Raw genomic sequence first — 22707 nt, 5'->3', positions numbered from 1 at the left:
GCACGTTGGCTGGAGAAGATAGCGCATCGGCGCCGCGGGTGCTGGTGGTCGCCCTTGGTGGCACGATCGCGATGACCGCCGGCGAGGCCGGTGGCGCCACGCCGTCGCTGACCGGCCGGCAACTGGTCGACGCGGTTCCCGGGCTTGCGGAGACCGGCATCGACCTCGACGTGCTGACCTTCCGCAGCAAGCCCGGTGCGTCGCTGACCATTGCCGACCTGACCGGACTGGTCGGGGAGATCAAGGCGCGCCTGGCCGGCTCGATCAGCGGGGTTGTGGTCACGCAGGGGACGGACACGATCGAGGAGACGGCGTACGTCCTCGATCTGCTGCACGCCGGGCCGCAGCCGATCGTGGTGACCGGGGCCATGCGTAACCCGGGCCGGGCGGGGGCGGACGGGCCGGCGAACCTGCTCGCCGCGATCCGGGTGGCGGCGAGTGCCGCCGCCCGTGACCTCGGGTGCCTGGTTGTTCTGGCCGACGAGATTCATGCCGCGCGCCGCGTGCGGAAGAGCCATTCCACCAGCGTGGCCACCTTCGTGTCGCCGAACGGCGGGCCGCTGGGCTACGTCGTCGAGGGCCGGGCCGTGGTCGTCAACCGGCTCGGCGGTCGGTACACGCTGCCCTTGCCTGGCGATCGGATGCCGCGGGTCGGGCTCTACACGGCGACGTTCGGCGACGACGGCGCCCTGCTGAACACGATCATCGGAGGCGTTGACGGGCTGGTGGTGGCCGGCTTCGGCGTCGGGCACGTTCCCGAGCCGTGGCTGCCCACGCTGACCGAGGCCAGCGCGCGCATCCCGATCGTGCTCGCCTCCCGAACCGGGAGCGGCCCGGTCCTGGCCGGAACGTACGGCTTCCCCGGCTCCGAGCGGGATCTGATCGGCCGCGGCCTCATCCCCGCCGGCCTGCTCGGCCCCTACAAAGCCCGAATCCTGCTGCTCCTCGCGCTCGCCGCCGACGCATCCCACGAGCGGATCGCCACCGCCTTCGCCGCGGCCGGCGGCCTCGCCGACGGCCACCCCTGGCCCTGGCCGCCACCTGAATAGCTCGACGACCGGGCCACCGCCGATCTCGAGGTAGACCTTGATGGCGCGGCGTTCGGAGCGAACAGATCCTCTTCACCGTTGGACTCCCGCCTGCCGAGGGTGGAGATTTCCGGTCAGCTCCGAATGCCGCGCCATCAAGATCTGGGCCCGGGACGGTGGCGAGGGGGCGCCGTCAGCGGGTTTCCGTGAGGTACCAGGCGGCGGTGTCGGGAGGGAGGGTGTTGTCGCTGGCGAGGGGGTCGCTGGCAAGCAGCAGCCGGGCGCCGCGCACGGCGTCGGGTGCCGAGGCTGGGCGGTCGCCGGCGTTGACCACGCAGGAGAAGCCGGGAGCGCGGGAGAAGGCCAGCACGTCCCTGGCGCTCGGCAGCCAGGTGAGCGAGTCGTCCACCGCGAGGGCGGCCCGGTGACGTAGCGCCGACCGGTACAGCGACAGCATCGACGCCGGGTCCGAGGACTGGCGGTCCGCGGTCAGCCGTGCCCAGGACGGCGGCTGGGGGAGCCACGCCGTGGACGGGCCGAAGCCGAAGGGTGGGGCGGTGCCCGACCACGGGAGCGGGACCCGGCAGCCGTCCCGGCCGGGGTCTGCCCCCTGCGTACGCAAGAAGGTCGGGTCTTGGCGAAGTTCGGACGGCAGGTCCAGCACCTCGGGCAGACCCAACTCCTCGCCCTGGTAGATGTAGGCGCCGCCGGGGAGGGCCAGCATCAGCAGGGCCGCCGCCCGGGCGCGCCGGAGGCCGGTCGCGCCGTCGCCGTAGCGGGTGACGTGCCGGATGACGTCGTGGTTGGACAGGACCCAGGTGGCCGGGGCGCCCACCGAGGCCAGCGCCCGCATGCTCTCGTCCACCGCGTAGCGCAGCGCCTTGGCGTCCCAGGGCGCCAGCAGGAAGGTGAAGTTGAACGCCGTGTGCAGCTCGTCGGGGCGCAGGTAGCGGGCGAGCCGGGCGGGGTCGGCCACCCAGATCTCGCCGACGAAGGTGCGGTCGCCGGGGTAGCCGTCGCTGATCCGGCGCCAGGCTCGGTAGACGTCGTGCACCTCGTCGAGGTCCCAGTGCGGGTGGCCCTCGACGGCCGGGCCGGAGGTGGCGTGGCCGGTGCCGAGGTCGGTCATCGCCGGGTCCTTGGCCAGGCCGTGGGCGACGTCGATGCGGAAGCCGTCGACGCCGCGGTCGAGCCAGAACCGCAGGATCGACTCGAACTCGGCTCGCACCTCGTCGTTGGTCCAGTCCAGGTCGGGCTGCTGCGGTGCGAACAGGTGCAGGTACCACTGGCCGTCGGGGACCTGGCTCCAGGCGCGGCCGCCGAACGCGCTCGACCAGTTGTTGGGCGGGCGCGATCCGCGGCCGTCGCGGAACAGGTACCGGGCCCGCTCGCGGCTGCCCGGCGGCGAGGCGAGGGCGGCCCGGAACCAGGGGTGCTGATCCGAGGTGTGGTTCGGCACAAGATCAAAGATCAGGCGCAGGCCGTACGCGTGGGCCTCGGCGATGAGTGCCTCCGCGTCGGCGAGGGTGCCGAAACGCGGGTCGACGTCGCGATAGTCCGAGACGTCGTAGCCCGCGTCGGCCTGCGGGGACGGGTAGAACGGGTTGAGCCACAGCGCGTCGACGCCCAGGTCCCGCAGGTACGGCAGGCGGGATCGGACACCCGGCAGGTCCCCGATCCCGTCGCCGTCGGAGTCGGCGAAGCTGCGCACGTAGACCTGGTAGATCACCGCGTGGCGCCACCAGGTGCTCATGCGAATGTCCTCTCAGTTGGCTTCGAGCAGGTTCTTGCCGGTGGACGCGTCGAACAGGTGCAGCTTCGCCGTGTCGTACCAGAGCTTGGCGGTGCTGTTGCGACGCACGCCGGAGGCGGCGTCCAGCCGGGCGGTGATCGAGAGCCCGGTGCCGTGCAGGTCGTTGCCGGTGTCCTTGGCCAGTTCGTCGAGCTCGGCCGAGCTCGCGCCCTCACCCTTGACGGTGAAGTAGGCGTAGACGTCCGACCCCATCGCCTCGACGATGTCGATCGGCGCGTCGAAGGTGGCCCCGGGCTTGTCGCCGACCACCGACGCGTCCTCGAAGTGCTCCGGCCGGATGCCGACGATCACCTCCCGGTCGCCGGACGCGCCGTCCAGCGCCCGCCGGGACCGGTCGGGCAGCTGGGCCTCGCCGAGGGCGGTCACCACCGTGCCGCCGCCCTTCAGCTGCCCGGGCAGGAAGTTCATCGACGGGCTGCCGATGAAGCCGGCCACGAACAGGTTCGACGGGTGGGCGTACAGGTGCGCGGGGGTGCCCACCTGCTGCACGACGCCGGCCCGCATGACCACGACCCGGTCGCCGAGGGTCATCGCCTCGGTCTGGTCGTGCGTCACGTAGAGCGTCGTGGTGCCCAGCGATTTCTGGATGCGGGAGATCTGCGTACGCATCTGCACCCGCAGTTTCGCGTCCAGGTTGGACAACGGCTCGTCCATCAGGAAGGCCTTGGGCTGCCGGACGATGGCCCGGCCCATGGCGACGCGCTGCCGCTGCCCGCCGGACAGGTTCGCCGGCTTGCGGTCCAGGTGCTGGGTCAGCTCCAGCAGCTCGGCGGCCTCGTCCACCTTCTGCCGGATGGTCTGCTTGTCCATCCCGGCCAGCCGCAGCGGGAAGCCCATGTTCTCCCGGACGGTCATGTGCGGGTAGAGCGCGTAGGACTGGAACACCATGGCGATGTCGCGGTCCTTGGGCGCCTTGTCGTTCACCACCTGACCGTCGATGATCAGTTTGCCGGCGGTGATGTCCTCGAGGCCGGCCACCATGTTGAGGGTGGTCGACTTCCCGCAGCCGGACGGGCCGACCAGGATGATGAACTCGCCGTCGGCGATGTCGAGGTTGAAGTCGTCGACGGCCAGGGCCCCGTCGGGGTAACGCTTGACGACGTGCTCCAGAACGATCTCGGCCACTTTTCGCTCCTCAGCCCTTTACCGCGCCGGAGGTCAGGCCGGCGACGATGCGCCGCTGGAAGACCAGCACGAACAGCACGATGGGAATGGTGATGACGATGGCCGCGGCCGCGATCGGCCCGGTCGGTTTCTCGAAGGTGGTGGCCCCGGTGAAGTAGCTCATCGCGGCCGGCACGGTGCGCGCGTTCGACGTCGAGGTCAGCGACAGCGCGAACAGGAAGTCGTTCCAGCACGCGATGAACACCAGGATCGCCGTGGTGAACACGCCGGGCATCGCCAGCGGGGTGATGACCTGCCGGAAGGCCTGGTACGGGGTGGCGCCGTCCATCTTCGCCGCCTTCTCCAGGTCCCACGGGATCTCCCGGAAGAACGCGGACAGCGTGTAGATCGCCAGCGGCAGCGCGAAGGTGATGTACGGGATGATCAGGCCCGGCCAGGTGTCGAACAGCCCGATCGCCGTCTCGATCTTGAACAGCGGGGTGACCAGCGCGATCTGCGGGAACATCGAGACCAGCAGGGCCATCGCCAGGATCGCCGCCTTGCCCGGGAACTGCAGGCGGGCGATCGCGTACGCGCACATCGTGCCGATCACGATGGCCACCAGCGTGGAGATCAGGCAGATGCCGATCGAGTTGATCAGCGAGCGGACGAAGTCGTCGTTCTGGAAGATCGCCTGGTAGCTGGCGCCGGTCGGGTGGGTCGGGAAGTAGTTGCCGTCGTTGAGCGTCTCGGCGTTCTTGAGCGACAGCGAGAGCAGCCAGAACACCGGTACGAACGCGTACAGCAGCACGAGGATGTTGATCCCCCACCACATCAGCTTGCGGTTGGTCGTCGCGGGTTGCACGGCTACCGCCTCCCACCGGGGTCGGCGCCCGGCGCGGCGGCGCCGAACAGCTTGATGAACGCGAACGCGATGATTCCGGTGGTGATGAAGATCAGCACCGACATGGCCGAGCCGATGCCGAGGTTCAGCCCTCTGATCAGGTTGCTGTAGGTCACCATCGACACCGAGCTGGTGTTGTTGGACCCGCTCGTGAGAATGAAGATGTTGTCGAAGATCCGGAACGCGTCGAGCGTGCGGAACAGCAGCGCCACCAGGATGGCCGGCTTGATCAGCGGCACGGTGACCATCCAGAAGCGTTTCCAGGCCGACGCGCCGTCCATCGAGGCCGCCTTGAGCAGGTCCTCCGGCACCAGGGCGAGGCCGGCCATGAGCAGCAGCGCCATGAACGGGATGGTCTTCCAGATCTCGGCCAGGATGATGATCCCGATCGAGGGCCAGAACGAGGTCAGCGGGGCCGAGCCCTTCGGCGCCAGCCAGCCCAGGTCCTGGGTCCAGGCGAACCGCCAGGAGAACGCGGCGACCACGGTCACGATCGCGTAGGGGACCAGGGCGGAGGTCCGCACCAGGCCCCGCCCGACGATCGTGCGGTGCATGATGATCGCCAGGATCATGCCCAGGGCCAGCTCGAACGCGGCGCTGACCACGGTGATCAGCGCGGTGACCCCGAACGCGGTCCACCAGATCGGGCTGGACAGCACGGTGACGTAGTTGCTGAACCAGATGAAGTGGTTGTCGTTGGGCCTACGCAGGTCGGCCTTGTTGAGCGAGAGCCAGATCGCGTACAGCACCGGGTACGCCGTCACCGCGAGCATGATGACGACCGCGGGCGAGACCAGCAGCAGGCCCAGCTTGCGCTCGGCCGCCTTGGCCTCGTTGTGCCGCTTGCGGGCGATGGCGGTGGTTTCTTCTTCGATTTGGAGGTCGGCCGACTCCGCGGCCGCCGGGGTCGGCGTAGCGGTCACGGGAGGATCCCCTTGCCATCGATGGCGGCCTGGATTGCGGTGCGGAGCTTGTCGGCGGACTTCTGCGGATTGATCTTGCTGGGTGGCGACAACGTGGTGGAGACGATCGTGGAGATGTTCTGGTAGACCGGCGACACCGGGCGCGGCACGGCGTTCTTCAGCTCGGTGAGCATGACGTCCTTCATCGGGTACGCCTTGATGAACGCCGGGTCGTCGAAGACGGTGGACAGGGCCGGCACGTCACCGGCGTCCAGCGCGGCGCTCAGCGCGTTCTTCTCGTCGCGCATGCACATGCCGGCCTCGAACGCCTCGGTGGGGTGCTTGCTGTACGTGCTGATCGCGTAGTTCATCCCGCCGAGGGTCACCTTCGGCGTCCCGCCGTCGATCGACGGGTAGGGGGCGAAGCCGAGGTCGTCCACGATCGCGGGGTTCGCCGTCCGCATGGCGCTGAGCACGTACGGCCAGTTCAGCGAGAACGCCGACCGGCCGGCCTGGAGGTCGGCGAAGACCTCCGGCTCCTGGGCGTTGGACAGCGACTGGCTGGTCACGCCGGAGGTGGCGAGCCGGCGCATCATGGTGAGGGCCTGCACGGTCTTGTCGTCGACCGTGGGCTTCGTGCTGTCGGCGTTGACCAGGGTGCCGCCGTACGCCGTGACCAGGTTGTTGATGTTGACGACGTAACCCTCGTACTGGGCCGCGGTCAGTCCGATCTCATACGGTTTGCCCTGCGCCTTGAGCTGCTGGGCCATCGTGATCATCTCGTCGAAGGTCTTGGGCGGGGTGGGCACCAGCGACTTGCGGTACCAGAGCAGTTGGACGTTGGTGGTGCGGGGAATGCCGTAGAGCTTGTCCTTCCAGGTGGCCGTGTCGATCGGCGGCTGCAGGGTGTCCTTGATGGCCTGCGCCTTCTCGTCGCCGGTCAGCTCGCGGATCCAGCCGGCCTCGGCGAACTCGGCGGTCCAGGTCACGTCCATGCCGAGCAGGTCCATGCCGCTGTCGTGGGCGGCGAGCCGGCGGACGAACTGGTCGCGCTGGCCGTCGGCGTCGCTGGGCAGCAGGTTGCCGACGATCGTGTAGCGGCCGCCGGCCGCCTGGTTGCAGTCTGCGATGATCTTGTCGAAGCCGGTGCCGCTGGCCCCGCCGTACAGGTTGACCACGATCCCCTTCGGACCGCTGGAACAGGCGGCAAGGGATGCCATCAGGGCGATTACGCCTAGGGCCGCAATTCGTCGTGATGGGTGCCCTTTCCTCGCTGCCGAATGGTGAAGCCTCATTGATCCTCCGTCCGCCAATACGCTGCGTTATGACGTAGATCACAACTCAACTCAGACTGCCACTTCCTGCTGGGAAGCGCGACCGGAGGGCTAACCCGATTTTGCGAATCGTCGGTCATCCATCGTCCCCATTGACTTGGACAGGCCGGAGTTCGAAGCTCGATCGATAGATGGGAACGCTCCCACGGCGACTCAGGAGTCCGACGTGTCCTTATCTCTCACCGCGACGGCCACCGCCGTCCTGATGACCTTCAACCCGTGCCCCGGCGGTATTCCGGACGGCACCCGCTTCTACACCCCGCGGCCCGATCCCGGCGCCGTCCAGCAGATCGCCCAGCTCCAGGCCGCCGGCCAGGGTGGACTGGCGCGCCAGGTCCGCGCCATGGTCGAGACCCCGCAGGCGGTCTGGGTCACCGGCGGCTCCGGCCCGTCGCTGACCAAGTCGATCCGGGCGGAGGCCCGGCGGGCGGCCGCCCAGCGGACCTTGCCGGTCTTCGTCGCCTACAACATCCCGTTCCGGGACTGCTCGCAGTACTCGGCCGGCGGCGCGACCTCGGTGGCCGCGTACGAGGCCTGGATCGACGCGTTCGCGGCCGGCATCGGTGCCGAGCCGGCCGCGGTGCTGGTCGAGCCGGACGGGCTGGGCATCATCCCCTGGTACACCACCATCAACGGCAGCAAGGAGTGGTGCCAGCCGGCCGACGCCGACCCGGCCACCGCCGCCTCCGACCGGTTCGCGATGCTCAACTACGCGGTCGATCACCTGACCGCCCTGCCACGCACCAGCGTCTACCTGGACGGCACGCACAGCGCCTGGCTCGGCACCGGCGACATCGCCGATCGCCTGGTCAAGGCGGGTGTACGGAAGGCCGACGGGTTCTTCCTCAACGTGTCGAACTACGAGACGACCGAGCGCCAGCTCAAGTTCGGCGACTGGATCTCGAAGTGCGTCTACTACGGCACCCAGGGCACGGCCGACAACCGTGGTCACTTCGAGCGGTGCGCCAGCCAGTACTACCCGGCGAGCCCCGGCGACTTCAGCACCTGGGGGCTCAGCGACGCCTGGTACGACGCCAACGTCGGCACCGTCGCGCCGAACCGGTTGGCGCACTTCGTCGTGGACACCAGCCGCAACGGCCAGGGCCCGTGGGCCGCGCCGGTCGGCGTGACCTGGCCCGACCCGCAGACCTGGTGCAACCCGCCGGACCGGGGGCTGGGCCTGCGCCCGACCACCAGGACCGGCGACCCGCTCGCCGACGCGTTCCTGTGGGTCAAGACGCCGGGCCAGTCCGACGGGCAGTGCGACCGCGGCACCGGCACGGGCGTCGACCCGGCCCGCGGCGGCACCGCCGACCCGGCGGCCGGCGCCTGGTTCCCGCAGCAGGCCCTGGAGTTGGTCAAGCTGGCGAACCCGCCGCTGCACTGAACGGCGGCCGAGACCGTCGATATGGCGACAGATCTTCCGTCGGACCGGGGACGGCGGCCAGGATCAAACCATGACGGTCACCATCCGGGGGAGCTCACCGCCGGCCGATCCGTCGGCCGGCGGTCCGCTGGACCACCTGCGAACGCTGATCGTGGCGCTGCCGGTGCCCACCGCCCCCATGACCTTTCCCAGCCGGGACGCGGCGCTCGGGCTGGCCCTGATGGACCTGTCCCTGCGGCTCGACCACCTGGCCCGGCTGTCGGAGCAGCTGACGCTGGTGGACCGCGGGCACATGAGCCGGTCGATCAGCGTCGACGTCGACCTCGACCTGATCTCGGGACGGCTGCGCGACACGCTGATCGTCCCGGGCGAGGCGCCGGACGGTCATCCCTCGCTGTGGGTGCCGGTGTCCCGGTACAGCCGCCGGGACCTGGCGCCCGTGGTCATCAAGGACTCGAGCGGCGAGGTCGTGCCCCGGCTCTCGCACCGCGACGCCAACCGGGTCACCGCCGCCGCCTTCGTGAAGCTGCTCCACATGCTGATCAACGCGCACGAGGACGTCTCGGCGCCGGCCAGCCCGATCCACCAGCTGCGGCACACCCACCAGCGGTCGCGCTGGCTGATCGAGGCGGCGATCACCGAGCTCATCATGGTCGGCTCGCCGGCGGGACAGCGCCTGCACACCCCGCTCGACCACGCCGGGCTGCTGACCCGGCAGGGCAATTCCCGGGCCGTACGCGATCTCGCGCTCCTCGGCCTGGAAGCGCTCTTCCCGGCGGAGGGCGGCGACCGGCTGCTGATCCCGTTCGCCCGGCTGCTGCAACTGGCCACCCGGCAGTACATCCTGGTCGCCCAGCTCGCCCTGAACCGGCCGCGCCGGTTCCTGACCTGGGACGCGCCCCTGCTGCCGGCCCAGCACCGCCCGACCCCGCTGCGGACGCTGGCCAAGAACGCGCTGCCGGTCAACCGCGAGTTCGTCGTCGAGTACGAGACGGAGATCCCGCGGTCGGTCAAGGCGTACCACCTGACCCTGGAGGTCCGGCAGGAGATCAGCGTCCGCCGGTTCCTGATGTCCAGCGACGTCGACGAGGAGTTCGTCGAGGTGCTCGCCCAGGACCTGGAGTCGGTGGCCCGGCGCGCGGACCGGCTCGGCACCTACCACAAGCTGCTCGAACTGGAGATGCAGGGGATCGCGTCGCGGCTGGCCGAGCTGGGCCGGCGGCGGCTGGTCGACCTGGCCGGTTACGAGGCCTATCTCGCCCGGCTGCCGATCCCGGTCGGCCCCGGCTCGGCGCCCCCGGCCCGCCGGTTGAGCGCCGACGAGGTGATCGCGGCGCTGTCCGCCGGGGACTGCTCGCTCGACGTGCTCGCCGCGTTCTGCGCGCACTACGCCGCCGACGGGATGCAGCATCTGGCCCGCAGCGGGCTGCCCGGGCCGGCCCTGCTGAGCATCGCCGCCGGGCTGCGCGCCGCCCAGGTGGGCCGGGACGTCACCACCGACAACGACCCCCGCGAGCACGGCGCCCACGCGCACTGGCGGCGGCCCTCGGTGGAGCTCAGCCCCCAGTCCACCGAGCCGGTCCGGGTCTTCGCCTTCATGGCGCTCGCCGACGAGGCGCCGGCCCTGATCGAGAACATCACCCGGATGGTGGCCGGGCTGGCCCTGGTGGTGCTGGGCATCGGGACCTTCCTGGCCGGCGGGCTCGAGTGGCTGTACTCGGCGAAGGTGTCCCCGGACTTCGTGCCCGAGCAGGCGGACGCCGTCGTCGCGGTGCTCCTGCTGGTCCCGGGGCTGCTGCTGGCGCGGCTCGACCTGCCCGGCACCAAATCGGTGCTCGGCCAGCTGCACAAGTTCCAGCGGATGCTCGCCACCGCCTCGGTCGCGGTGACCACCGCGCTGGCGATCGCCATCGCGACCGTGCAGTCGGACCGGGAGATGACCCGGCTGTTCCAGGTCGCGCTGGCCGTGCTGATCTTCATCGTCGTCCTGTGCCTGTGCGAGTTCTACGCCCGGCGGATCCACCGGGGAAGTTCGGTGCCGCGGTCGTCCCGGGTGCCGCGCTGGCTGCGCGACGCGCGGGGCGCCCCCGGGCGTACGGTCGAGCCGGACGACTTTTTCGACGCCCGTGGTGGGGGGTGACGTGTGACGCTGCCCGCGAACTCGACGAAGTCCTCGGAGCTGGCCCGGATAGCGGCGGAGGCAGCCGGCACCTATTTCTCCTCGGTGGAATTCACGCTGACGCACGGCTACGGCCCGTCGCCGCTGCCGGTCATCGAGCCCGACCCGGACAAGGAGGACCCGAGTGCCTGGCCGACCGATTTCTGCCACTTCGCCGCGGCCGGGCTGTCGGTGTCGACGTCGATCTGGCCGTCGGCGATGTCGGCGTTCAGCGGCCGGGTGCAGATCGACCCGGTGAAACACGACGCCGGGCCGGAGACGTACTCGTACTCCGGGCACGCCGTGCCGAATCCCGGCTTCATCCACCAGTCCACCCGCCAGGTCGAGGTGCTCATCACGCTGGGCAACACGCACTGGTCGCCGACCTACCGGGAAGCGCTCATGCAGGCGCTGGTCATCGAGAAGCTGACCGGCCTGGCCGGCGAGCGCGGCGCGCCGGTGCTGCACCTGCACACCCCGGTCGCGCCCGTCCCGCAGATCAGCCGGTCCGAGCGGGGCGACGGGTCGAACGAGCGGCTGCGCGACGCGATCGGGCCCTGCCTGCGGTTCTCGATCGGGGTCGACCCCAAGATGTCCGAGACCCGGCTGGATTTCGAGACGGAGCTGGCGGCGCTCGCCGAGGAATACGGCTTCGGCCTGAAACTCGACGATCAACGGCTCAATCGCGTACGGGGGGAGTGGTTCACGATCCGGGGGTTCGATCGAGAGCGCTACCGCCAGGCCCGCAACCGGCTGTTCCCGGAGGCGTCGGTGCACATCCCGAAGCGGGCGGTGATCGCGAGCATCGTCGGGCCGTCGCAGCCCGGGACCACGGCCGCGACGGTGCAGGCGTTGCGGGAGCGGGGCATCGGGGTGCTCGCCGCGTCCATCTCCAGCATGCGCAAGACGACGTTCATCAACCTGGTGCTCCCGGTCGCCGCCGATGCCCCGGAGTCCTTTCCGCAGTGGACCGGGGGCTGGCACGACGCCCTGCCCCGGCTGGAAGCCTGTGCGGGGCCCCGGCCGGGCGTCGCCGCGGAGTCCGAGGACCGGCTCATCGGCGACTGGAAGGTCGCGCTGAGCCCGGCGATGCGCTGCTCCTACCCGCCGTCGAGCCAGCAGACCGGCGCCACCGCGACGGGCCGGGTGCCGTACCCCATCTGGCTGTGGTGGCAGCTCCCGCACCGCACGGTCGACACGCCGGCGCTGCTGGCCGAGGTGCAGGCCGCGCTGCAGCCGCACACCCGCCGGTGCGAGGTCGCGTACGCCCAGTCGCGGCTCTGCCGGGGCGACGTCGTCCGCGGCCGGGCGAAGCTGGTCGTGATGCTCGCCCAGGAGCACAAGGACCACGCGGCGGTGCAGCGCCTGCTCACCGACGCCGCGGAGGCCGCCCAGCTGCGGATCCGGGAGTGGCTGCCCGCCCTCGGCCGGGTCGACCCCAGCAAGATCCGGCTCCGGCTGTCGCCCCGTGAGCGGTGGCTCATGTACGCCGGCATCTCCGCGTGATGCCGATGATCCAGTTCCGGAGCCGGCCCGGCATCCTCGACCTGGGCTGGGGACATCCACGGCCGGAGTTGTTGCCGGTGGAGGCGTGGGCGGCGGCGTCGGCCGCGGCGTCCCGGGAGTTCGGCTGGCAGCAACTGACGTACGGCGATGCCAGGGGGCCCGCGCCGCTGCTGGACTGGCTGACCGCCCACCTCGGCGACAGCACGCCCGAGCAGCTGTTCGTCACCGGGGGCGCCTCGCACGGCCTGGCGCTGGTGGCCTCGCTGCTGGCCGGCCCGGGCGACGTGATCCTGGTCGACTCGCCCTCCTACCACCTGGCGTTCCCGATCTTCACCGACACCGGCGCCACGGTGCTGCGCGCCCCGGCGGACGCCGACGGCGTGGACCCGGCCGCGCTGGCCGAGATGCTGGACGGCCCGCGCGTACGGCTGCTCTATCTGGTGCCGACCTTCGCCAACCCGACCGGCCGGAGCCTGCCGCCCGACCGCCGCCGGGCCCTGGTGGAGCTGGCCCGGCGGACCGGCCTGACGATCGTCGAGGACGACACCTACCGCGAGCTGTGCTACGACGGCCAGGCCCCGCCGTCGCTGTGGCGACTCTCCGGCGGGGAGGGCGTCGTCCGGGTGGGCACCTTTGCCAAGACCGTCGCGCCCGGCCTGCGCCTGGGCTGGATCAACGCCGATCCCGCGCTGATCACCCGCCTGGCCACGCTGGGTTACGTGCACAGCGGCGGCGGCGTCAACCACTCCGTCGCCACCACGATGTACTGCTTCGGCGCGTCCGGGGCATACCAGCGGCACCTCGACGCGGTCCGCGCCGAGTATCGCAGGCAGCGCGATGCCCTGGTCTCGGCCGTGCGCGAGTTCCTGCCGGTCGAGGCGCCGGGTGGCGGCTGGTTCCTGTGGGCCGCGCTGCCACCCGGCGTCAGCGCGACCCACCTGCTCGCCCGGGCCGAGCGGCACGGCACGTCCTTCCTGCCCGGCCCGTCGTTCTACGTCGACGGTGCCGGCGGCGACGACCGCATCCGGCTCTGCTTCTCCCAGCTGCCGCCCGCCGACCTGGCGGAGGCCGCCGCCCGGCTCGGCACTGTCCTGGTCAGCCCTCGATGACGGCCTCCACCCGAACCACGGCGCCGGGCTCCACGATCGGCACGACGGTTCCCTCCACCCGAGCGCCGTCCACGATCAGGTACGCGACCCGGCCGGTGGCGCCGGGCTCCTTGCGTACGGTGATCTCGTAGGTCGCGTCCCGGAAAGCACGAGTGACCTGGAAGCCCGGCCAGTCCGCCGGCAGCACCGGATCGACCCGCAGCCCGGTCAGCTCCGGCCGGATGCCGAGGATCCACTGGGTGATCGCGACGAAGTTCCACGCCGCGGTGCCGGTCAGCCAGGAGTTCTTGGCCTCGCCGTGGGTCGGCGCGTCGCGGCCGGCGATCATCTGCGCGTAGACGTACGGCTCGCAGCGATGCGCCTCGCTGATCACCTCGCGGGCCGACGGGTTGATCCGCCGGTAGTAGTCGAAGGCGCGATCGCCGTTGCCGACCATCGCCTCGGCGATCATGATCCACGGGTTGGTGTGGCAGAAGATGCCGGCGTTCTCCTTGTAGCCCGGGGGATAGGAGGAGATCTCGCCCAGCTCGATCCGGTAGGACGAGTACGCCGGCTGCTGCAGGACGATGCCGTGCGGGGTGGCCAGCCGCTCGGCCACGCTGCGCAGTGCCCGCGCGGCCAGCCCGTCGTCGAGGCCGACCCCGCCGAGCACGCACATGCCCTGCGACTCGATGAAGATCTGCCCCTCGTCGTTCTCGCCCGAGCCGATCGGGTGGCCGTGGAAGTCGTACGCCCGGCGGAACCACTCGCCGTCCCAGCCGTGCTCGAGGATGACGGCGGTCATCTTCTCGGCGGCGGCGCGGTACTCGGCCGCCTCCCCGTCCAGCCCGCGCAGGTCGGCGATCGCCGCCAGCTCCTTCGCGGCCAGCACGAACTGCCCGGCGATGAAGACCGACTCGGCGGCGCCGCCACTGGCGTTCTCGGTGGTCTGGAACGGCTCGCCGGGTGTGTCGGAGAAGCAGTTGAGGTTGAGGCAGTCGTTCCAGTCGGCCCGCCCGATCAGTGGCAGCCCGTGCGGGCCGAGCCGCTCCTGGGTGTAGCGCACCGAGCGGCGCAGGTGCTCGTAGAGCGGCTCCTCGCTGCCGGCCGCGTTGTCGAAGGTCACCGGCTCGTCCAGGATCGATGCGTCGCCGGTCTCCTTGACGTACGCCGAGACGCCGAGCACCAGCCACAGCGGATCGTCGTTGAAGCCGTCGCCGATGTCGTTGTTCCCCCGCTTGGTCAGCGGCTGGTACTGGTGGTACGCCCCGCCGGTGGCCATCTGGGTGGCCGCGATGTCCAGGATCCGCTCCCGGGCCCGTCCCGGGATCATGTGGACGAAGCCGAGCAGGTCCTGGTTGGAGTCGCGGAAGCCCATGCCGCGGCCGATCCCGGACTCGTAGAACGACGCCGACCGGCTCAGGTTGAAGGTGACCATGCACTGGTACGCGTTCCAGATGTTGACCATCCGGTCGGTATCCGCGTCCGGTGTGCTCACGCGCAGCCCGCCGAGCAGCCGGTCCCAGTAGGCGCCGAGCTCGTCGAAGCCCGCGGCCACGGCCGCCGGCCGCAGCCAGCGCTCGATCACCGGGCGGACGTACCGCTTGTTGAGGGTCTGCGAGCCGCGCGGGTCGAACTTCTCGTCCCGCGGGTTCTCCGCGTACCCGAGGACGAAGACCACCTCGCGGGTCTCGCCGGGCGCGAGGGCGAGCCGCACGTGGTGGCTGCCGATCGGGGACCAGCCGTACGCGATCGAGTCGAGGGCGGCGCCGCGCTCGACCGCCGCCGGGGAGTCCCAGCCGCGGTAGGCGCCGAGGAACGACTCGCGCTGGGTGTCGAACCCGGCGAGCGGTTCCGAGCAGGCGAAGTACGCGAAGTGGTCGCGCCGCTCCCGGTACTCGGTCTTGTGGTAGATCACCCCGTCGACCACCTCGACCTGGCCGGTGGAGAAGTTGCGCTGGAAGTTGGTCGCGTCGTCCTGCGCGTCCCAGAGGCAGAACTCGACCGAGGAGAAGAGGGACAGCTCGGCCGCCGTGTCGCGCTCGTTGGTCACCCGGGTTCGCCACACCTCGAGGGTCTCGCCGAGCGGGACGAAGTAGAGCGTCTCGGCCCGGATCCCGCCGCGGGCCGACGCGATCCGGGTGTACGAGAGGCCGTGCCGGCACTCGTACTCGTCCAGTTCGGTGCGCGTCGGCTGCCACGACGGTGACCAGAAGTCGCCGCTGGCGTCGTCCCGCAGGTAGAGGTAGCGGCCGCCGACGTCGAACGGCGCGTTGTTGTAGCGGTAACGGGTCAGGCGGCGCAGCTTGGCGTCCCGGTAGAACGAATACCCGCCGGCGGTGTTGGAGACGATGCCGAAGTACGCCTCGGTGCCCAGGTAGTTGATCCAGGGCAGCGGGGTGTCGGGCCGGTCGATGACGTACTCACGCCGCTCGTCGTCGAAGTGTCCGTAGCGCACAGGTCCCTCTCCCTAGGCCGGCGTGGGAGCGCTCCCAAATTCGAGCCGACGCCGACCCCCGCGCTCCCGGTTTGTTACGCCATGCTAGGGGCGGGGGCCGCTCGCTGGCGAGCCCCAAGTTCCGATTTTGGGAGCGCTCCCGGAATGCTACCTTGGGCATCGGTCGTGATCGATCGATTCAAGGAGGCCCTGGCATGCGGAGATTCCTCGTCGCGGTCCTCGCGGCCATGACCGGCGCGCTGGTCCTGGCCGGCCCCGCCGCCGCGGAGCGCGCGGGCTTCGTCACCCGGGCCGGCAGCACGCTCAAGCTCGACGGCAAGCCGTTCCGCTTCGGCGGCACCAACAACTACTACCTGTTCTACAAGAGCCGGGCCATGGTCGACGATGTCTTCCACGACGCGCAGGCGGCCGGCTTCGACGTGATGCGGACCTGGGCCTTCGGCCTGATCGGCAACGCCGACGGCAGCAACTCGGTCGCCCCGCCGCCGGACGGGGTCTACTTCCAGTACTGGGATGGCACCAAGCCGGCCTTCAACGACGGGGCGAACGGTCTCGAGCGGCTCGACTACGTGGTCGACGCCGCCCGGCGCTCCGGGCAGAGGCTGGTGCTGGCGCTGACCAACAACTGGTCCGACTTCGGCGGGATCGATCAATACGTACGCTGGCGCGGCGACGCGTACCACGACGACTTCTACACCGACCCGGTGATCAAGGGCTGGTACAAGGACTACCTGAACCACATCCTGAACCGGGTCAACACGATCACCGGCGTCAAGTACCGGGACGACCCGACGATCATGACGTGGGAGCTGGGCAACGAGCCGCGCTGCAAGGGCTCGGGCAGCTACCCGCAAAGCGGTCACTGCACGACGAGCACGCTGACGAACTGGGCCGGCGAGATGTCCGCGTACCTCAAGTCGCTCGACCGCCATCACCTGGTGAGCGTCGGCGACGAGGGATTCTTCTGCGACGGGCCGGACGCCCCGGACTGGATCGACAACTGCGGCGAGGGCGTGGACAGCCTCGCGCTGGCCGCGCTGCCGGACGTCGACGTGATGTCCTACCACCTCTACCCGGACAGTTGGGGCAATCGCACCGCGCAGTGGGCCGACGACTACATCACCCGGCACAATCTCGCCGCGAAGAGGCTGGGCAAGGCGGTGATGCTGGGCGAGTTCGGCTGGAAGGACAAGGCCACCCGCAACCCGGTTTATCAGGACTGGACGAGTACTTTCGCGCGGACCGGCGGGAATGGCTTCCTGTATTGGATCTTGTCGGGCTCGCAGGACGACGGGACGCCGTATCCGGACTACGACGGGTTCACCGTCTACTGCCCGAGCCCGGTCTGCACGACGATCTCGAATGCGACCACCGAGATCGCGCACGGGCAGCGGGCGCTCCCACCGGTCGCCGACAACGACACCGCAGTCACCGCGGCGAACACCCCGGTGACCCTGCGGCCGGCGGACAACGACATCGCGTACCGCACCAGGATCCGGCCCTCTTCGCTGGACCTGGACCCGGGCACCGCCGGACGGCAGACCAGTGCGACCGTTACGGGCGGCGTATTCACCGTCGACGGCGCGGGCGCGGTGACCTTCACGCCGCAGACCGGATTCGCCGGCAAGGCGGGGATTTCGTATGTGGTCCAGGACCAGGCCGGTCGGTGGTCGAACACGGCCTCCATCACGGTGACGGTCAAGCCCGATCCGACGGCGACGCAGGTGCTCTACTCCTTCGAGGACGGCGTCGAGGGCTGGGCGCCGGCGTCCTGGCAGACCAACGCGGGCACGGTCGCGCAGACCACCGAGTTCGCCACCGACGGCAGCCACAGCCTGCAGGTCGCGGCGGCCGACGGCGGCTGGTTCGGCGTCACCCTGGCCGAGCCGGTCGACATGTCGAACCGGTCGGCGCTGAAGTACGACCTGCGGACCAGCGCCACCGCCGGCACCAACGCGGCGATCGCGGTGCAGACCGGCGACGGGTACGCGTGGTGCCAGTCCGGCTTCAGCTGGATCAACCAGGGCACCACGACGACCGCGTCGATCGACCTGCAGACCGGCATGTCCTGCGACAGCACGGCCCTCGAGGACGTCCGGGTGCTCTGGGTCTACCTCAACCCGGGCACGGTCGACCTCGACGACGTACGACTCGACTAGGCGCTCACGGGTGGGCGGGCTTCGACGGGGTGTAGAGCCATGCGGTGAACAACCCGTCGAGGTCCCGGCCCGAGATCCGCTCGGCGAGGGCGACGAACTCCTCCGTGGTCACGTTGCCGTTACGGTGCAGCTGCGCCCACGACCGCAGGATCCGGAAGAATGCCGGGTCGCCGACGGTCAGCCGGAGCGCGTGCAGCGTCATCGCGCCGCGGCTGTAGACGGCACGGCTGAAGAGGTTCGGCGCCCCCGGGTCGGCCACCTTGGACTGCCACAGCGAGTCGGTCGCCGGCGTCGCGTACAGCTCCTCGAACTTCTGCTGCACGGTGCCCAGCCCCTCGTGCTCGCTCCACAGCCATTCGGCGTACGACGCGAAGCCCTCGTTCAGCCAGATGCCCCGCCAGCGTTCCTGGGCGAGGCTGTCGCCGTACCACTGATGTGCCAGCTCGTGCACCACCACGCTGTCGCCGTCCTCCTGCGTGGCGAAGTCCTGCGGCGTGTAGATCGGGCGGCCCTGATTCTCCAGCGCGAAGCCCCACTCGCCGTCGGCGTCCACCACGCCGCCCGCCGCGCGGAACGGATACGGCCCGAAATAGCCGGACAGGAACCGCAGGATCTCCGGCTCGCGGGCGAACGACTTCGCTATCCGGGCATACGTGTCGGCCGGAATCGCCGGATCGATCGCGTCCAGAAACTGAATCCCATTCTTGCGGTACGCCGTGACGTCGTACTTGCCGATCGCGGCCATCGCCAGATACGTCGCCATCGGCTCCCGCTGCTCCCAGCGCCACGTCGTCCAGCCCCGCGCGGTCGACCGGCCGGCCGGGACGCCGTTGGAGATCGCCTGCAGGCCCCGGGGTACGGTCAGCGCGATCGAGTAGGACGCCTTGTCGCTCGGGTGGTCGTTGGACGGGAACCACGCCCGCGCGACCCAGGGCTCGCCCAGGATCACCACGCCGTCGTCGGTGGTGAAGGCCCCGCCGTCGCCCAGGTTCGGGTCGCGGATCACCTTGGGCACCCCGTCATAGACGATCCGGGTGGCGAACAGGCGCCCGAACCCCAGCGTCCGCCCCGGCGTCACGGTCACCTCGGTGCCGGATCGCGACCACTTGGCCGGCCGCCCGTCCACGGTGATCGACCGGATGGTCAGGCCGTCGAGGTCGAGGTTGAACGCCGACAGCCGCTGCGTCGCCTCGGCCCGGATCTGCACGACCCCGGCGAGGGCGTGGGTGGCCGGCGCGTACCGGATGCCCAGGTCGTAGTGCTGCACGTCGTAGCCGCCGTTGCCGTCCAGCGGGTAGTAGGGGTCGCCGATACCGGGTGCACCCGGCGTGCCTCCTCCCGGCGCGCCGGAGGATGCGGCGTCGGCGGGCGTGCCCGCGAGCGCGAGGGACGTCGACAGCGTGAGGACCAGAGCGAGAGCCAGCTTCCGTACCATGAGGACAAGCTATCGGTCCCGCTCGATCGGTTCCACGGCCGTCACGTCATGACTTCGGACCTCTGGCAACGCGCGCCGACCAATGCTGATCGCCGTCGGGCTTGATGGCCACGACGATTCGACCCGACGGTGCGGCGTCGTCATGGTTGTCGGAAATCGTTCCGTCGCAGCTCTCCCGGAATGAGCTCAATGCGCGGGAGGAACTGCGAGTACTGACGACAAGCTCACCGCCGCCGACGCAGGCGATGGTGGTTCTATGTAGCCATCGATCGATGAGTTGATTTGACGTTACCAGAACAGCATGCGGAAGCGGCCGCCGCGGAAGATGTAGCGGGCGTAGAGGCCGGTCAGTACGGCGGCGACCAGGGCCAGCAAGGACTTCGGCTCGCCCGCTGCCATTCCGGTGAGGCCGGCGATGACCAGGCCGAGCGTCACCAGCGCCCAGAAGCCGCCGAAGATGGTTCGGGACAGGATCTCGCCGGCGCCGAGGGCCGCCGGGGCAGGTTGCGGGATGGTGGTGAGCGGTTTCGGGACGGGCTCGCCGTCCTGCACCAGGTGTACTCGGTTGCCGCATGCCGGACAGCGGGGCGGTGCCACCACCGAACCGGTGCGCCGGCAGGCGATGGTGGTGCAGGTCGTGTCGCCGGGCCGAGCCGGCGGGAGGCTTGCGGGGACGATGGACTCCGACGACATGGCGGCTACCTCCGTAGCAAGACCGAACCGGGCAGTATTGGACGGTAGGAGCGCCCTAGCCGGAACGGGATCGTCGGCCGCGCCCGTCGCACAGCTGTCCGGCCATCGGTCGGAGCCGATTGCGGGCAGCGTCGACTCCCATGGCCGAACCCGAACGGGTATCTCCAGCGCTATGTGCGCCTGACCAGGGATCGGTAGGTCTCGTAGGCCGGCTTGGGGACGTAGTCGTCGGTGCAGATGCCGAAGGTGCCGAGCGGGGACTCGGACGCGGAGTCGGCGTCGGAGAGGGCGAAGAGCTCGAACTGCGTCGCCCCCGCGGCGGTGGCGGCGTCGACCAGGGCGGTCAGGGAGGAGACCTGGCCGGCGGGGGTGCGGTGCGCGCCGCTGGGGCTGCCGGCCTCGGCGATGTGGATCGGGAGGCCGGCCGGGAAATGGGCCTCGGCCAGGCGGTCGCGGAGGTGGTTCACGGCGTGCCGGGTGGCGGCGTGGACGTCGCCGTGCGGGGAGAAGCCGTCGGGGTAGACGCCGAGGCCGACGTAGTCCACGTGAGCGGCGAACACGTCGCACGGCAAGGAAATGAGCTCTTTCCAGAACTGATCGTCACCGCCGAGCCATTCCGCGGGTTCGGCGAGGGAGAAGCCGACCCGGACGCCGTCGCGGACGCGGGGGCGCGCGTGCGGCAGCCCCTGGGTGAGGGCGGCGAGCACACCGGGGGAACTGCCGTCGATGCGCGGGATGGGAAAGTTCGCCTCCAGGGTGACCTGCAGGTACCTGACCAGGTGGCCGTAGCGGTCGAGCGCGCGGTCGATGAACGCGAGCCAGCCGTCGAGGTCGGCGACCGGTGGCAGGTAGCTCAGCACGAGATCCAGCTCGCGGCCGCCGGTGACGTACCAGTCGTCGGGCATGGTCAGGTGGTCGAGGTCGCCGGCGGCGTCGATCTCCTGCTCCAGGGCGGTGTTGCCGCCGCACCAGCGGACGTATTCGCGGATGACGAAGGGGCGGCCGCCGGACAGGTCGTCGACGAGCGGGCCGATGCGGAGCGGGTCGGCGGGGCCGGAGCAGGTGGCTCCGGCGCGGCTGCCGACGTAGGCACCGAACTTCATACGAGTACCTCCAGGTCGCCGCCGGCCAGCCGGTCGGCGGTCTCGGTCAGCCAGGTGATCTCGGTGGCCAGCACGCGCAGCCAGTAGTGGACTTCGATCATCTGGATTTCGGGCAGGCCGGGCGGGATCACCGGCGTCTCGCGCCGCAGGCGCTCGGCCCGGGCGCGGAGCACGGCGATCGCCTCGGCGGTGGGCAGGATGCCCAGGTACGCCACGGCGGTGAGGAAGTCGGCCGAGGCGGGCGCGGTCCCGGCCAGCGCCTCCCGGACCCGGGTGCGGAACAGTTCGATCCCGGCGCCGGTGGGCCGGTACGTGGTTCGCGCGGGCCGGTTGGCGACGCTCTCCGGCGTACCCGGAACGATCAGACCGTCGTCGGCCAGCGATTTCAGGAGCGTGACCACGCTGCTGCGCCGGATCTTGAGGTGCGGGTAGCGGGTTTCCAGGCGGGTGGTGACCTCGTACGCGTGGGCGGGTTGCTCGACGAGGAGGCCGAGGATCGGGAGCACGAGGCTGTTGCGGGTGGCATCCAGCGGCATGCCTCCCACCATATAGGCGTATACGACTATTGGCTAGGGTCGCCCCCGCCGGAGAGCCGGGCCGCCTCGATGAGCTGGCCGCGGAGCCAGCTCAGGGCCGGGTCGGCGGAGCGGGACGGGTGCCAGTGGGCGGCTTCCACCAGCTCGGGCAGGGCGAACGGAACCTCGGGCGTGACCAGGCCGAGCGGGCCGCGGCAACGGGCGGCCAGCCGGGCCGGGACGAAGGCGCACAGGTCGGTGCCGGAGACGGTCAGCGGCAGCGGGTGCGGGCTCCGTCGTCGCGGCGCCGCGGGGCAAGCACGTCAGCATGACCGTCGACGGCGTACCGACCGAGATCGTTCCGGGCGGCACCTACCGCGGCGCGATCGTCCTGTCCGTCGGCTGATCCGCCTCAACCGGCCCGTGCCACCGCCTTCCCCAGCATGAGGCGGGGCACGGCGCCGGTGTTGGGTGAGCGCGCATGGAAGACGTGCAGGTGAGTGAGTACGACGTCGCCCGGCGATCCGGTCAGCTCGGCCACCTCGACCGGCACGCCGTCGATCTCGCCGGCCGCGCCGATCAGCTGCCGGCCGCCGCCGTCGAGAAGCCGGGCCAGCCACGGGTCGTGCCGCATGAAGGCGAGCCAGTTCTCCTTACCGGCACCGGCCGGCGCGGGCAGGGCCGCCCGGTAGCGCTCGACCAGCCGATGCGTGCCGGGCAGCACGAGCGTGCCGCCGCCTTCCGGGCCGACCTCGCCGGCGAACGCGAACAGCTTGACCGACGGCACCGGCCAGGTCGCCTGCTCGAAGCCGCAGTCCATGTGCCAGCCGTCGGGCAGGACCCAGGGGCCCGGCTCGGGGAGGGAGTACAGGATCTGGGCGCCGGGCCGCGGCCGTCGCCAGCCACCCGCCCCGAAGATCGCATCCAGCGCGTCGGTCACCGCGGGGTTCTCCACGAGCGGGCGGAACACCGGGTCACGGCTCAGCGCCTGCCAGTTCACGACCGGCGACCCGGCTTGGCTTTCGGCGTGCCGCCGGATCGCCTCCCGCATGGCGGCGGCCTGATCGGCGGTGAACGCGCCGGGGAGACGCAGGACGCCGGTCGCCTCGAACCGTTGCAT

Annotated in this window: 17 protein-coding genes; 6 read left to right on the top strand and 11 right to left on the bottom strand. The window is 70.6% G+C overall.

Going from position 1 to position 22707, the window contains the following annotated elements; genetic code table 11:
- Positions 1 to 5: 5 nt before the first annotated feature.
- Positions 6 to 1049, top strand: a complete 1044-nt coding sequence (locus tag IH26_RS0115005; protein WP_030436799.1) for an asparaginase — start codon at positions 6 to 8, stop codon at positions 1047 to 1049.
- Positions 1050 to 1221: 172 nt separating this feature from the next.
- Here the strand turns inward: IH26_RS0115005 and IH26_RS0115000 are convergent, their stop codons facing one another.
- Genes IH26_RS0115000 through IH26_RS0114980 form a run of 5 tightly spaced genes read right to left on the bottom strand, consistent with a single transcriptional unit; the run spans position 1222 to position 6971 of the window.
- Positions 1222 to 2781, bottom strand: a complete 1560-nt coding sequence (locus IH26_RS0115000; protein WP_051808123.1) for a glycoside hydrolase family 13 protein — start codon at positions 2779 to 2781, stop codon at positions 1222 to 1224.
- A 12-nt stretch (positions 2782 to 2793) separates the two neighbouring features.
- The gene (locus tag IH26_RS0114995; RefSeq protein WP_030436797.1) at positions 2794 to 3966 is read right to left on the bottom strand and encodes an ABC transporter ATP-binding protein; all 1173 of its coding nucleotides are present in this window, start codon (positions 3964 to 3966) and stop codon (positions 2794 to 2796) included.
- Between the two features lie 10 nt (positions 3967 to 3976).
- Positions 3977 to 4810, bottom strand: a complete 834-nt coding sequence (locus IH26_RS0114990; protein ID WP_030436796.1) for a carbohydrate ABC transporter permease — start codon at positions 4808 to 4810, stop codon at positions 3977 to 3979.
- Positions 4811 to 4812: 2 nt separating this feature from the next.
- Positions 4813 to 5772 carry a carbohydrate ABC transporter permease gene (locus tag IH26_RS0114985; RefSeq protein WP_281179736.1) on the bottom strand — a complete coding sequence of 320 codons (960 nt, stop codon included), beginning with the start codon at positions 5770 to 5772 and terminating at the stop codon, positions 4813 to 4815.
- A complete protein-coding gene (locus tag IH26_RS0114980; RefSeq protein WP_245665198.1) occupies positions 5769 to 6971 on the bottom strand; it encodes an ABC transporter substrate-binding protein in 1203 nt (400 codons plus the stop codon). Before IH26_RS0114980 ends, IH26_RS0114985 begins: the two co-directional genes overlap by 4 nt.
- 280 nt (positions 6972 to 7251) lie before the next feature.
- Between IH26_RS0114980 and IH26_RS0114975 the strand changes: the two genes are divergently transcribed.
- The 4 genes from IH26_RS0114975 to IH26_RS0114960 all read left to right on the top strand — a co-directional run bounded on the left by IH26_RS0114975 (position 7252) and on the right by IH26_RS0114960 (position 13245).
- Positions 7252 to 8472 carry a glycoside hydrolase family 6 protein gene (locus tag IH26_RS0114975; RefSeq protein ID WP_245665196.1) on the top strand — a complete coding sequence of 407 codons (1221 nt, stop codon included), beginning with the start codon at positions 7252 to 7254 and terminating at the stop codon, positions 8470 to 8472.
- 70 nt (positions 8473 to 8542) lie between these two features.
- Positions 8543 to 10612: a hypothetical protein gene (locus IH26_RS0114970; RefSeq protein WP_030436792.1), complete on the top strand. Its 2070-nt coding sequence runs from the start codon at positions 8543 to 8545 to the stop codon at positions 10610 to 10612.
- Positions 10613 to 10615: 3 nt separating this feature from the next.
- Complete coding sequence (locus tag IH26_RS0114965) at positions 10616 to 12136, top strand: hypothetical protein (RefSeq protein WP_030436791.1); 1521 nt, start codon at positions 10616 to 10618, stop codon at positions 12134 to 12136.
- Positions 12137 to 12141: 5 nt separating this feature from the next.
- On the top strand, positions 12142 to 13245 hold the full coding sequence (locus IH26_RS0114960) for an aminotransferase-like domain-containing protein (protein WP_169789750.1): 1104 nt from the start codon (positions 12142 to 12144) through the stop codon (positions 13243 to 13245).
- Here the strand turns inward: IH26_RS0114960 and IH26_RS0114955 are convergent.
- Positions 13232 to 15682: a glycoside hydrolase family 94 protein gene (locus tag IH26_RS0114955; RefSeq protein WP_030436789.1), complete on the bottom strand. Its 2451-nt coding sequence runs from the start codon at positions 15680 to 15682 to the stop codon at positions 13232 to 13234. The genes IH26_RS0114960 and IH26_RS0114955 overlap by 14 nt on opposite strands.
- 194 nt (positions 15683 to 15876) lie before the next feature.
- On the opposite strand from IH26_RS0114955, the gene IH26_RS55840 reads away from it, so the two are divergent.
- Complete coding sequence (locus tag IH26_RS55840) at positions 15877 to 17841, top strand: cellulase family glycosylhydrolase (RefSeq protein ID WP_051808119.1); 1965 nt, start codon at positions 15877 to 15879, stop codon at positions 17839 to 17841.
- A 4-nt stretch (positions 17842 to 17845) separates the two neighbouring features.
- Here the strand turns inward: IH26_RS55840 and IH26_RS0114945 are convergent, their stop codons facing one another.
- The 5 genes from IH26_RS0114945 to IH26_RS0114925 all read right to left on the bottom strand — a co-directional run bounded on the left by IH26_RS0114945 (position 17846) and on the right by IH26_RS0114925 (position 22707).
- Positions 17846 to 19276 (bottom strand): M1 family metallopeptidase, encoded by a 1431-nt coding sequence (locus tag IH26_RS0114945; protein ID WP_030436787.1) that lies wholly within the window; start codon positions 19274 to 19276, stop codon positions 17846 to 17848.
- Between the two features lie 288 nt (positions 19277 to 19564).
- Positions 19565 to 19969 (bottom strand): hypothetical protein, encoded by a 405-nt coding sequence (locus tag IH26_RS0114940; RefSeq protein ID WP_030436786.1) that lies wholly within the window; start codon positions 19967 to 19969, stop codon positions 19565 to 19567.
- A gap of 170 nt (positions 19970 to 20139) precedes the next feature.
- The gene (locus IH26_RS0114935) at positions 20140 to 21072 is read right to left on the bottom strand and encodes a glycoside hydrolase 5 family protein (RefSeq protein WP_030436785.1); all 933 of its coding nucleotides are present in this window, start codon (positions 21070 to 21072) and stop codon (positions 20140 to 20142) included.
- Complete coding sequence (locus IH26_RS0114930) at positions 21069 to 21608, bottom strand: PadR family transcriptional regulator (RefSeq protein ID WP_030436784.1); 540 nt, start codon at positions 21606 to 21608, stop codon at positions 21069 to 21071. Before IH26_RS0114930 ends, IH26_RS0114935 begins: the two co-directional genes overlap by 4 nt.
- A 391-nt stretch (positions 21609 to 21999) precedes the next feature.
- Complete coding sequence (locus IH26_RS0114925) at positions 22000 to 22707, bottom strand: phytanoyl-CoA dioxygenase family protein (RefSeq protein ID WP_030436783.1); 708 nt, start codon at positions 22705 to 22707, stop codon at positions 22000 to 22002.

The sequence above is a fragment of the Actinoplanes subtropicus genome (assembly GCF_000721705.1).
In the GTDB taxonomy this organism is placed as follows: Bacteria; Actinomycetota; Actinomycetes; order Mycobacteriales; family Micromonosporaceae; genus Actinoplanes; species Actinoplanes subtropicus.
Note: the sequence above shows the minus strand (reverse complement) of the source record. Positions and strands in the feature narration are given on the sequence as shown.